The 12,530-nt window shown below is 25.3% G+C and carries 10 protein-coding genes and 1 tRNA gene; 5 read left to right on the forward strand and 6 right to left on the reverse strand.

The window, feature by feature from the left end; genetic code table 11:
- Positions 1-116: 116 nt before the first annotated feature.
- From ATN01_RS03020 to ATN01_RS03035, 4 genes are all read right to left on the reverse strand, one after another.
- Positions 117-2,075: a UvrD-helicase domain-containing protein gene (locus ATN01_RS03020; protein WP_075433589.1), complete on the reverse strand. Its 1,959-nt coding sequence runs from the start codon at positions 2,073-2,075 to the stop codon at positions 117-119.
- A gap of 68 nt (positions 2,076-2,143) precedes the next feature.
- On the reverse strand, positions 2,144-3,613 hold the full coding sequence (ilvC, locus tag ATN01_RS03025; RefSeq protein ID WP_075433590.1) for a ketol-acid reductoisomerase: 1,470 nt from the start codon (positions 3,611-3,613) through the stop codon (positions 2,144-2,146).
- Between the two features lie 39 nt (positions 3,614-3,652).
- Positions 3,653-5,506 (reverse strand): dihydroxy-acid dehydratase, encoded by a 1,854-nt coding sequence (ilvD, locus tag ATN01_RS03030; RefSeq protein WP_075433591.1) that lies wholly within the window; start codon positions 5,504-5,506, stop codon positions 3,653-3,655.
- Between the two features lie 240 nt (positions 5,507-5,746).
- Positions 5,747-5,822: transfer RNA gene (locus ATN01_RS03035), tRNA-Trp, on the reverse strand.
- A 177-nt stretch (positions 5,823-5,999) separates the two neighbouring features.
- Between ATN01_RS03035 and ATN01_RS03040 the strand changes: the two genes are divergently transcribed.
- From ATN01_RS03040 to fdx, 5 genes are all read left to right on the forward strand, one after another.
- Positions 6,000-7,214: an IscS subfamily cysteine desulfurase gene (locus tag ATN01_RS03040; RefSeq protein ID WP_075433592.1), complete on the forward strand. Its 1,215-nt coding sequence runs from the start codon at positions 6,000-6,002 to the stop codon at positions 7,212-7,214.
- A 27-nt stretch (positions 7,215-7,241) separates the two neighbouring features.
- On the forward strand, positions 7,242-7,622 hold the full coding sequence (iscU, locus tag ATN01_RS03045; protein ID WP_075433593.1) for a Fe-S cluster assembly scaffold IscU: 381 nt from the start codon (positions 7,242-7,244) through the stop codon (positions 7,620-7,622).
- A 96-nt stretch (positions 7,623-7,718) separates the two neighbouring features.
- On the forward strand, positions 7,719-8,228 hold the full coding sequence (gene hscB / locus ATN01_RS03050) for a Fe-S protein assembly co-chaperone HscB (protein ID WP_075433594.1): 510 nt from the start codon (positions 7,719-7,721) through the stop codon (positions 8,226-8,228).
- Positions 8,229-8,250: 22 nt separating this feature from the next.
- A complete protein-coding gene (gene hscA / locus ATN01_RS03055; RefSeq protein ID WP_075433595.1) occupies positions 8,251-9,774 on the forward strand; it encodes a Fe-S protein assembly chaperone HscA in 1,524 nt (507 codons plus the stop codon).
- A gap of 216 nt (positions 9,775-9,990) precedes the next feature.
- Complete coding sequence (fdx, locus tag ATN01_RS03060) at positions 9,991-10,320, forward strand: ISC system 2Fe-2S type ferredoxin (protein WP_075433596.1); 330 nt, start codon at positions 9,991-9,993, stop codon at positions 10,318-10,320.
- A gap of 2 nt (positions 10,321-10,322) precedes the next feature.
- Here fdx and der read toward each other — a convergent pair whose 3' ends face one another.
- Both der and ATN01_RS03070 read right to left on the reverse strand, forming a co-directional pair.
- The gene (gene der / locus ATN01_RS03065; RefSeq protein WP_075433597.1) at positions 10,323-11,693 is read right to left on the reverse strand and encodes a ribosome biogenesis GTPase Der; all 1,371 of its coding nucleotides are present in this window, start codon (positions 11,691-11,693) and stop codon (positions 10,323-10,325) included.
- A gap of 54 nt (positions 11,694-11,747) precedes the next feature.
- Complete coding sequence (locus tag ATN01_RS03070) at positions 11,748-12,326, reverse strand: YfgM family protein (protein ID WP_075433598.1); 579 nt, start codon at positions 12,324-12,326, stop codon at positions 11,748-11,750.
- Positions 12,327-12,530: the final 204 nt, after the last annotated feature.

Consider the following 12,530-nt stretch of genomic DNA (forward strand, 5'->3'; position numbering starts at 1 on the left):
ATATAGAACCATATTATATCATTTTTCAAGATTTTTTAAAACTAAATTTCAAATATTTATTTAAATTTTTTTTCTAACAATTATTAAATTTTTTTTAATAATTTAATTTTCTAAATTTATCTGTCGAAATTGTTTTTAAAAATATTTTTTTCCCATTTTATATCTTCTTGAGGTAATTCAAATAAAAATCGACTAGGTGATGTATACAACATTTTCCCATATTGAATGATTTTACAACAATAAGTAAAAAACAATTGTTTTTTCGCTCTAGTTATTCCTACATATGTTAATCGCCTTTCCTCTTCTATGTTATTATTATGAATACTTTTTTGATTAGGCAAAACTCCTTCGCACATGCCAATCATAAAAACAGTAGGAAATTCTAAACCTTTAGATGCATGTAATGTCATGAGCTGTACTTTATTGTTATCTGATTGTTTTTTTGTATTTTTTGTTACAATATCACGTAATGTCATTCGTGTAATAATTTTTGATAAACTCATGGGTTTTTCAAGTTCATCACCTTGAATCATATTTTTTAACCATTCAGACAATGTATAAATATTATTTATACTTTTTTGTATTTTTTTTGGATCTTTCAAAGATTTGTATAGCCATTTTTCATATTCAATATCATGAATAATTTTATCTAAAATTTTATATGGTGCTATATCAGCCAAATCAATAAATTCTTGTATCAAATCGATAAAATCTTTTAATTTTTTAATAGTTTTCTTGTTTATAATTTTTTCTAATTCAATATCATTAATAGCATCAAACAGACTTTTTTTTTGTTTAGTAGTATATTTTTCTATTTTTTTGAGAGTAATACTACCTATCTTCCGAGAAGGAATATTTATAATTCTTATCAATGCAGCATTATCATTAGGATTAATAATAATACGAAGATAACTTAATAAATCCTTAATTTCAACGCAAGAAAAAAATGATGAATTTTCTGAAATATTATATGGAATATTTTCTTTTATTAAAACTTTTTCAAGAATTCGTGATTGATAATTTCCACGGTATAAGATTGCATAATCTTGATACTGAAGTTTTTTTTTAGAGCATTGTAGAAAAATTTTTTTCGCTATTTTTTCAGCTTCTTTTTCTTCATTTTCAGCTATTATAATTTGTATAAATTTTCCATATTGTAATTGAGAAAACAATGTTTTTTTTAAAGAATGCATATTATTAGAAATCAGACTGTTAGCTGCTTTTAATATTCTCCCTGAAGAGCGATAGTTATGTTCCATTTTTATAATTTTTAAATTAGGAAAATCTTTTTTTAATAAGAAAATATTATTAGGATTTGCACCTCTCCAAGAATAAATCGACTGATCATCGTCTCCAACTAACGTAAAATTCGATTGAGTGTTAGTTAGTTCTTTTATAAATTCATACTGACTATTATTTGTATCTTGATATTCGTCGACTAATAAGTATGTAATTTTTGTTTGCCATCTATTTTTTATTTCTTTATTTTCTTTTAATAAAGTGGTAGGTAAACAAATTAAATCATCAAAATCTAATGAATTTAATTCATAAAGACAAGTATTATATTTTTCGTAAATGTCTGAAAAGTATTTTTCTACAGCAGATTTTGCTAAAGATTTAACTTTTTCAGGAGTGTAAAATTGATTTTTCCAAAAGGAAATCTGAAAACTAATTTTTTTTAATAATGTTATATTATTTTTCGTTTCTTTATTACATATTTTTTTTAGTAAGGAAATTTGATCTTTTTCGTCGAACAGAGTAAAATTATCATGAAATCTTAATGATTTAATTTCATGTTTGATGATTTTTAATCCTAATGAATGAAAAGTAGAAATATTTATATTTTTTGTTTTTAAAATATTCAAATGTTTTGAAAGACGAGTTCGCATTTCATAAGCGGCTTTGTTTGTAAAAGTTACCGCTGCAATATTGTGAGATTTATATGCACCATATTTAATTAAATAAACAATTTTATTGATGATGACTTTTGTTTTTCCAGAACCAGCCCCTGCTAAAATTAAACAGGGACCAGTAATCAATTTAACAGCATTTTTTTGAGCAAAATTAAGAGACATGAGAATATCGATAATGTTTAATTAAAAATGATGATATATAAGTAAATATTTTTAAACAACAATTTTTATTAACCTACAATAATTGTTTTCATGTTTTTCATATAAGATCTTAACTTACGTCCAATAATTTCTATCGGATGATTACGAATCATTGTGTTGACATTATATAATTCAATGTTGTTTACAGAATTTCTAGGTAAAGCAGAACCAAGATCAGTGTTATTAATATTTTTTACAAATTCTTTTAAAATAGGATATGCTGATTCAGAAAAAAGATAATTGCCGTATTCAGCTGTATCTGAAATTACCATATTCATTTCGTATAGTTTTTTTCTCGCAATTGTATTCGCTATTAATGGTAATTCATGTAATGATTCATAATACGCTGATTCTTCCATAATACCTGATTGTATCATTGTTTCAAAAGACAACTCAATTCCTGCTTTTAATATTGCGACCATAAGTATCCCATGATCATAATATTCTTGTTCTAATATTTTTTTATCATAATCAGGAGATTGTTCAAAGGATGTGTTTTTTGTTTTATATCGCCAATTTAACAAATTTTGATCTTTATTTTTCCAATCTTGTATCATTTTTGAAGAAAAATCTCCTGAAATAATATCATCCATATGTTTTTGAAATAGTTTTGAGAAAATTCTTTTTATTTCTTGAGATAGTTTGAATGCTCTGATTTTTGATGAATTAGATAGTCGATCCATCATTAAAGTGATACCACCATGTTTAAGCGATTCTGTTATGGTTTCCCAACCAAATTGTATTAATTTACCTGCATAACCCGGATGGTTTTGAGTTGTAATTAATTTTTCATAACATACTAATGAAGCGGTTTGAAGCATGCCACATAGAATTGTTTGTTCACCCATGAGATCTGATTTTACTTCAGCAACAAATGATGATTCAAGAACTCCTGCACGATGTCCACCAGTAGAGAAAGCCCATGCTTTTGCAACTTCTAATCCCATATTAGAATAATCATTTTCATTATGTACAGCGATTAATGTAGGAACACCAAATCCTCTTTTATATTCTTCTCGTACTTCTGTACCTGGACATTTGGGAGCAACCATAATTACAGTAATATCTTTTCTAATTGTTTCTCCGTTTTCTACAATGTTAAAACCATGTGAATAACCTAAACATGCATCTTTTTTCATTAATTTTTGTAATTCCTTAACTACATTAGAATGTTGTTTATCGGGAGTTAAATTAATTACTAAATCAGCATTTGGTATAAGTGATTCATAATCACCTACTAAAAAATTATTTTTTGTTGCATTAATCCAAGATTGATTTTTTTTTAAAATACTATTTTTTCTTAAAGCATAAGAAATATTTAATCCTGAGTCTCTCATATTTAAACCTTGATTTAAACCTTGAGATCCACATCCTACAATAACTATTTTTTTATTTTTCAATATTTCATTTTTTTTGTTAAATTCTTTTTTTTCCATAAAACGACATTTTTTAATTTGATTAATTTTTTGACGAAAATTTAATGTATTAAAATAATTCATTAATAAATATTCTCCTGATTTTTTATAGACATTGGTTTTTTAAATCTTAGATAATTTTTGTCGATCTCTCACAGCGCCTTTATCTGCACTCATAGCAAAAAATGCATATGTTTTTAATGCATATGAAATATGTCTTTTTCTATTCAGAGGTTTATAAGATAAAGATTTTTTTGATTCTTCTTGAAAAATACGTTGTTGTAATTCTTGTTCTGTAATATTTAGATTAATAACTCTTTGAGTAATGTCAATATTAATAATATCACCGTTTTTTACTAGAGCGATTACACCTTTATTTGCTGCTTCTGGAGAAACATGTCCTATAGAAAGTCCTGAAGTTCCACCTGAAAATCTACCGTCAGTAATCAATGCACATGTTTTATCTAACTTCATAGATTTTAAATATGTAGTTGGATATAACATTTCTTGCATTCCCGGTCCACCTTTAGGGCCTTCGTAACGAATGACGACAATATCACCTGAAATAATTTCTCCTTTTAAAATAGCGTTAACTGCTTCTTCTTGACTCTCATATACTCTTGCTGGACCAGAAAAAATATAATTGGATTTTTTAATTCCTGCAGTTTTAATTATACAGCCATTTTTAGCTAAATTTCCATATAAAACAGCTAATCCTCCATCTTGACTATAGGCGTTTTTACATGAACGAATACAGCCAGTTTTACGATCATAATCTAACGTTAACCATCTATTTTCTTGAGAATAAGGTTGTATTGTACGAATACCAGCAGGTTTCGCTTTAAACATTTTCAAAATATCAGGGTTTTTAGATAAAACAATATCATATTCTTTTAAAGTTTCTTCTAGATTTAATTGCAATATATTTTGTGTTTGTTTGTTTAATAAATTAGCACGATTTAGTTCTCCTAAAATACCCATAACACCACCAGCACGGTGAACGTCTTCCATGTGATATAGCGAAGTACTTGGAGAAACCTTACAAATATGAGGTATTTTTCTAGATAATTCATCAATATTAGACATATTAAAATCAATTTCTGCTTCTTGAGCAGCGGCTAATAAATGTAAAATAGTATTAGTTGAACCACCCATTGCAATATCTAATATCATTGCGTTCTCAAAAGATTCTTTGCTTGCAATACTTCTCGGTAAAACTTTTTTATTGTTATGGTGATAATATTCTTTTGTGATTTTGACAATAGTTTTAGCAGATTTTATAAATAGATTTTTTCGATCAACATGAGTTGCTAAAAGTGTACCATTGCCTGGTAAGGATAAACCTATAGCTTCTGTTAGACAATTCATAGAATTAGCTGTAAACATCCCTGAACAAGATCCGCATGTAGGGCATGCTAAAAGTTCAACTTCTTTAATAAAATTTTTACATTGATTAGATTGTCCTCCTATCATAATAGCGTCTACTAAATCAATTTTTATTTCTTTTTCATTTTTTCTTATTTTACCTGCTTCCATAGGACCACCTGAAATAAAGACAGATGGTATATTTAGTCTTAATGCTGCCATAAGCATACCTGGAGTAATTTTATCACAGTTAGACACACAGATCATGGCATCAACACAATGTGCATTAATTACATATTCTATAGAATCTGCAATCAATTCTCTTGAAGGTAAAGAATATAACATTCCGGAATGTCCCATAGCGATTCCATCGTCAATTGCAATAGTATTAAACTCTTTTGGAACGCCACCAGATTTCTGAATTTGGTCTGAAATCAGTTCTCCGACTTTTTTGAGATGAATATGTCCTGGTACAAACTGTGAAAAAGAATTAACTATTGCAATAATAGGTTTTTTAAAATCTTCATCGTTCATACCTGTAGCACGCCATAATGATCTTGCTCCAGACATGTTTTTTCCATGAGTGGTTTTAAAAGAACGATATTTAGGCATTTTTTAAACTACTCCAGCAAAAATAATGGTATTAAGCATCTTTTGAAAAAAATTTCTATAGGTTTTTTATAAAAAATTATACCATTGATTAATGAAATTATTAGAGGAAATAAATAATAGAATGTTTTTAGAAAATTATATAGAAATTTTAGGAATTATACTTTTTATATAATTAAATTTATAGAAATTAATTTATTTTTTAACATTTTTATATTAAAAAATGATTAATTAATGATATTTTGGCAGGGGTGGCAGGACTTGAACCTACAACTTTCGGTTTTGGAGACCGATGCTCTACCAATTGAACTACACCCCTAGGTGATATTGTAAAATATAAAATAATTATATTATTAATCATAATAAAAGTCTAGTATGTATTTTAATAAGTTTAAAAACAATAAATTTTAATCATTTTTAGATCTAATTTATTATGAAAATGATAGAATATTTATTCTATACACTTAAAATGTTAAATTAAAAGAGCAATTTTATTATGAAAACTCCAATTTATTTAGATTATGCAGCAACTACTCCAGTAGAGTATCAAGTTGCAAAAAAAATGATGAATCATTTAACAATAGATGGAATATTTGGTAATTCTGCTTCTCGTTCTCATAAATTTGGTTGGGATGCTGAAGAAATTGTTGATATTGCACGCAATCAGATCTCTGAATTTATTGGAGCTGATTCTCGTGAAATTATTTTTACTTCAGGTGCTACTGAAGCAAACAATTTAGCTATAAAAGGTATAGCATTGTTTCATAAAAGCAAAGGTAAACATATTATCACTAGTAAAACAGAACATAAATCTGTTTTAGATACCTGTAGATATCTTGAAAATCAAGGATTTAATTTAACATATCTTACTCCTAAAAATAATGGCATTATTGATTTAAACAATCTAAAAAAAAATATAAGAAAAGATACTATTCTCGTTTCTATAATGCATGTAAATAACGAAATTGGTATTATACAAGATATAGATAATATATCTAAAATTTGTCGAGAAAATGGTATTTTTTTTCATGTAGATGCAACTCAAAGCATGGGAAAAATTCCTATTGATTTAAAAACAACATTTATAGATTTAATGTCTTTTTCTGCTCATAAAGTTTATGGACCAAAAGGAATTGGTTGCTTATATGTACGTCGAAAACCACGTGTTCGTCTACTTCCTTGTATACATGGTGGAGGACATGAAAGAGGAATGCGTTCAGGTACTTTACCAGTTCATCAAATTGTGGGAATGGGAGAATCTTTTATTTTAGCCAAAAGGAAAATACATGATGATTTTATTCGTTCAACAAAATTGAGAAACTTACTTTGGAACGGGATTAAAAACATTGAAGAAGTTTATTTAAATAGTGATTTAAAACAAGGTGTACCTCATATCTTAAATGTTAGTTTTAATTATGTTGAGGGAGAATCTTTAATTATGTCACTTAAAGATTTAGCAATTTCTTCAGGTTCTGCTTGTACATCGGCTAGTCTAGAACCATCTTATGTTTTAAAAGCTTTAGGAATTAAAGATGAATTAGCTCATAGTTCTATTCGCTTTTCTATTGGACGATTTACAACAGAAGAAGAAATTCAATATACAATAAAATTAGTTCATGAATCTATTCATAGATTACGTGAACTTTCACCTTTATGGGAAATGTTTAAATCAGGAGTTGATTTAAATAGCATAGAATGGGATCATATTTAAATATAAAAAAATTAAGGAATTATAAAAATGGCATATAGTAAAAAAGTAATGGATCATTATGAAAACCCACGTAATGTTGGATCTTTTTCTAATACAGACATGAATGTAGGAAGTGGATTAGTCGGTGCTCCTGCCTGCGGTGACGTAATGAAATTACAAATTAAAGTTAATAAAAACGATATTATTGAAGACGCTTGTTTTAAAACTTATGGTTGCGGGTCTGCTATAGCATCAAGTTCATTAATTACAGAATGGGTGAAGGGAAAATCTATTAAAGAAGCTGAAAGCATTAAAAATACAAGAATAGTAGAAGAATTAGAATTACCACCGGTAAAAATTCATTGTTCTATTTTAGCAGAAGATGCTATTAAAGCTGCAATTGCTGATTATAAAAATAAAAATAAATAATTTAATTTTAGTGTTGAAAGAAAATATTCTTTCAACATGTACTGTTATTATTTTATAATTAATAATTGTTTTGAATGAAATAAATTTAGGTGATAAATGAATTATTTTAAATTATTTAATGTACCAAAAAAATTTAATATTGATAGAAAAATTCTTTCTGAAAATTTTTATAAATTACAGTTACAATTTCATCCAGATTTATTTGTAAATCATTCTGTACATAAGAAAAAAATAATTCTAGAAAAATCAATTGAAATAAACAAAGGTTATAAAACTTTAAAACATTTTTTAACTAGATCTGTCTATTTACTCTCTTTATATGATATCAAAATTGAAAAAGAAACTATTTTTTCAAATAATCATATTTTTTTAAAAGAATATTTTTCTTTATATGAAGAATTAGATAATTTAAAAAAAAACGATTTTAATAAAGTATTAATAAATAATTTTTTTGAAAAAATTACAAAAAATATTTACCAACATCAAGAAGACATTAATTGCGAATTTGAAAAAAGAAATTTTAAAAAGATCGTTATTCTTGTAGAAAAATTATTTTTTTTTGAAAGAATGAAAATAAGTTTAAAAAATAACATGCATCTAAAATAAGCATAAAATAAAGGATTATAGAATGACTGATTTGATAAATACATGTAAAAAAAAAATATTTTTAGGTATTGATCTTGGTACTACGTATTCTTTGGTTGCAACAGTGACGAAGAGAGGGGTTTTTTTATTATCAGATAAGAAAAAACGTTATTTATTGCCATCAATTGTTCATTATCAAAAGAATTCTGTGACGGTTGGGTGGAATGCATTAAAAAAAATAATTAAGGATCCTAAAAATACAATTTTTTCTGTAAAACGTTTACTGGGCCGTTCTATTGAATTTATTAAACAAGAATATCCATCTTTACCATATAGTATAACAAAAGATGACAGAGGAGGTATTTTACTTCATACAACATCAAGAATAGTTACACCTATTGATGTTTCTAGTGAGATATTAAAATACTTAAAAAATAGAGCTATGTTTTTCTTTGAAAAAGAAATAGATGCAAGTGTTATTACTGTTCCAGCCTATTTTAATAATTTTCAAAGAGAAGCAACTAAAAAAGCTGCAAATCTTGCAAACATTAGTTTAATAAGACTTTTAAATGAACCTACAGCTGCTGCTTTAGCATATGGGTTAGAAATAAAAAAAAGAGGTATTGTTATTGTATACGATTTAGGAGGGGGTACATTTGACATTTCGGTATTAAAATTAAATAAAGGGATATTTGAAGTATTAGCTACTAGTGGGGATTCTAATTTAGGTGGCGATGATTTTGATTTTGAATTAGCCAAGTATATTTATAAAAAATCAAATTTATTTAATAGATGCAATAATTGGTTTCAAACATCTTTACTCAAAATAGCACGAGATGCTAAATTACAATTAAGTCAATATAATAAAGTAAAAGTTCAATTCCTTAATTGGACAGATTATATTACCCGTGATGAATTCAATTCAACTATTGTAAATTTAATTGAAAAAACTTTATTAATTTGTTCTGATGTTCTTAAAGAAATTGATTTATCTATCCATGAAGTACAGGAAATCATAATGGTTGGAGGATCTACTCGCATTCCATTAGTATATCAAAAAGTAGCCGATTTTTTTAAAAAAATGCCATTAAACTCTATTAATCCAGATAAAGTTGTAGCAATGGGTGCTGCCATACATGCAAATATGCTTGTTAATACTCATATGAAAAAGAAAACATTGTTATTAGATGTTATTCCACTTTCGTTAGGAATTGAAGTTATGGGTGGTTTTGTTGAAAAAATTATTTTAAAAAATAGTACAATTCCTATTTCTAAAACTAAAGTATTTACAACATATAAAGATAATCAAACATCTATATTAATTCATGTTTTACAAGGAGAAAGTGAATTTTTACAAGATTGTATTTCATTATGTCGTTTTGTTTTAAAAAATATTAAACCTCAAAAATTAGGATTAGCTCGTATTTTGGTTACATTTCAAATTGATACTGATGGTTTGATTAATATCAGAGTATCTGAAAAAAATAGTAATCAAGATAGGTTAGTTCAAATTGATAATAATATTATTTTACAAAAAATAAATCTTTCAAAGACAGAACACCAATAAATTGATATATATTTAAAAAATAATTTTAAATAAATAAAGAAAAATTAAATAAAATGACAATTAATAACACTAAAATAATCTATACATAGATATAATTTTCCTATTTTTAAAATTAATTTAAAAAAATTTAGCAAAAATAAATCAATACTATTTTTTATTAAAAAATAAAATACTATTGTCTATACTTTAAAAAGTATTTTAAAAGAGAATATATAAATGCCTAAAATATTGTTTTTACCTCATAAAATTATATTACCTAAAGGTGCTACATTATACGCACAAACAGGACAGACTATACTAGATGTTGCATTACAACATAATATTCAATTAGAACATGCTTGCGAAAAATCATGTGCATGTAGCACTTGTCATTGTATTATTAGAAAAGGATTTGCGTCTCTTTCAGGATGGTCTGAAAAAGAAGATGATATTTTAGATAAAGCTTGGGGACTTAGCTCTGAAAGTCGTTTAAGTTGCCAAGCAATTGTTGGTAATTGTGATATAGAAGTAGAAATACCATTATATACTGTTAATCATGTTAAATAATATTAATTTTTTTGTTTTTGAATATAGGGATTAATATTATCTTTAAACTGTATTTGTATAGGTGTTCCCTTAATATTAAGATTTTGATGAAAAAAATTTATTAAATACCTTTTATAAGGTAAAGATAAAAATGTTACTTGATTTCCATGTATAATTATTTTAGGTGGATTAAAACTTCCTAAATGTGCATATTTAAGTTTTATTCGACGTCCTTTAAAAATTGGTGGTTGATGTTTTTTAATTGCTTCAAACATAGTTTTTGTCAATTTAGATGTACTAATCTTTTTATTAGATTCTTCATATCCTTCTTTTACAGATTGAAATAATTTGAATATACCTTTTTTTTGTAATGCGGATATAAAATGTATTTTTGAAAAATAAAGAAATTTTAATTTTTTCTTAATATTTTCTTTCATTTTTTTCTTTTCAGAAGAATCTAATAAATCCCATTTATTAATAGCAATAACAATACTTTTTCCAGATTTTATAATAAAATTAGACAAAAATAAATCCTGACTACATATTTTATCATATGCATCTATTATGAATAATATTACGTTAGATTTTTGAATTGTGTCTAATGTTTTAATGATTGAAATTTTTTCAAATTTATTGAGATGTTTCTTCTTTTTAGATGTTCCGGCGGTGTCTATTAAAATATAATCATCATTTTTGTATTTGATTGGTATTGATATGCTGTCTAATGTTGTACCTCCTATATTGCATGTAATCATTCGTTCTTCTTTTAATAAATTATTTATCAACGTTGATTTTCCGACATTAGGACGACCAATAAAAGCTACTTTTATAGGTGATTTTTCTATCTTTTTATCTTCTTTTTGTAGTTTTTTGATATTTTCTTTTTTTAAGATGATATTAATTGAAGGAATAATATATTTTTTAAAAAGATCATTTATTTTTTGATTATGACTTGCAGATATTGTTTGAATTTTTTTTATTCCTAAGGAATAAAATTCATTATTTTTAGAACAATCCTTAATACCATCTATTTTATTAATAACTAAAATTATTTCTTTTTTATATGTTTTGATTTTTTTAATTATTTCAATTTCTTGTGGCATCAATCCATCACGAGCACTTACTACAAATAAAATTAAATTTGATTGATCTACAGCTATAAATGTTTGTTTATTTGCTTTTTTTTCTATTTCACTTGCATTAAAATCTAAACCTGCTGTATCAATTATCATTGCTTTTTGTTTCGATTGTAATAATTTACAATATCCATATTGTCTATCTCTGGTAATGCCAAAATAATCTGCTACTAATGCATTTCTAGTTTTAGTTAATACATTAAATAAAGTAGATTTTCCCACATTAGTTCGTCCAATCAATGCAATAATAGGTATCATTTTATTGTGCCTTTTTTAATTAAAATAAATTAGTTTTTTACATTGCATGTATTTTTACATTAATTCATTTATTTTCATTTTTATAATTTCTTTAGATGCATTAGAAGATGTTTGTAATAAACTTTTTTTCCAACAGTTGATTGCTTGTTTTTTTTTGTTTTGTTTACTAAAAATATCACCTTTAATATTTTCGACTATATTTATCCAATTTTTATTTTTAATGCTTTCAAGAATTTTTATTGCGATTTTGTATTCATTTTTTTGTATTTTTATTTTAGTCATTTTTATTTTTAGGATGTTTTTTAGATTTTCTTCTTCTGTATTTTTTAAACAGTTTTTTAATATTTCGAAGGATTTTTCTAAGTTATTGTTTAGAATATATTTTTTTGCTAAAACCATACCTCTTAATGTATCTTTAAGGTTATTTTTTTTAAGGTAAAAAACTTCTTTTTGATTTGAATTTTCAGATTTTTGAGAGTTTATTTTTTTTTCTATTTCATCATCTTTTATTAATGTTGTATTTTTTTTATAAGAGTTAATAAAATTTTTCGAAAAGACAAAAAAAAATATAATAATTAAAGTTATAAGAAATGCAGTTAAAGAAATAGTCTTTTTTTTAAAAGTTTTCAACATTTTTAGTCTCGTTAAATTCTTGATCATTAAATATTACTAGCTATATTTTATTTCATGAATGCAATATGAATGTTAATAATTTAGAAGATTTTTGATTTTAGCTTAAAATTATAACATATAAAAAAAGTTGTTCGTATGAAAATCACTAATTATACACAGTTAATTCATTCAATAACTTCTTGTATTATCAATACTACAGAGTAC

This window comes from Buchnera aphidicola (Diuraphis noxia), assembly GCF_001700895.1.
GTDB classification, from domain to species: Bacteria; Pseudomonadota; Gammaproteobacteria; order Enterobacterales; family Enterobacteriaceae; genus Buchnera; species Buchnera aphidicola_D.

Coding starts and splice junctions, on each gene's coding strand:
- ATN01_RS03020 (WP_075433589.1), bottom strand. CDS start 2,075: ATGTCTCTTAATTTTGCTCAAAAAAATGCTGTTAAATTGATTACTGGT.
- ilvC (WP_075433590.1), bottom strand. CDS start 3,613: ATGAATTATTTTAATACATTAAATTTTCGTCAAAAAATTAATCAAATT.
- ilvD (WP_075433591.1), bottom strand. CDS start 5,506: ATGCCTAAATATCGTTCTTTTAAAACCACTCATGGAAAAAACATGTCT.
- ATN01_RS03040 (WP_075433592.1), top strand. CDS start 6,000: ATGAAAACTCCAATTTATTTAGATTATGCAGCAACTACTCCAGTAGAG.
- iscU (WP_075433593.1), top strand. CDS start 7,242: ATGGCATATAGTAAAAAAGTAATGGATCATTATGAAAACCCACGTAAT.
- hscB (WP_075433594.1), top strand. CDS start 7,719: ATGAATTATTTTAAATTATTTAATGTACCAAAAAAATTTAATATTGAT.
- hscA (WP_075433595.1), top strand. CDS start 8,251: ATGACTGATTTGATAAATACATGTAAAAAAAAAATATTTTTAGGTATT.
- fdx (WP_075433596.1), top strand. CDS start 9,991: ATGCCTAAAATATTGTTTTTACCTCATAAAATTATATTACCTAAAGGT.
- der (WP_075433597.1), bottom strand. CDS start 11,693: ATGATACCTATTATTGCATTGATTGGACGAACTAATGTGGGAAAATCT.
- ATN01_RS03070 (WP_075433598.1), bottom strand. CDS start 12,326: ATGTTGAAAACTTTTAAAAAAAAGACTATTTCTTTAACTGCATTTCTT.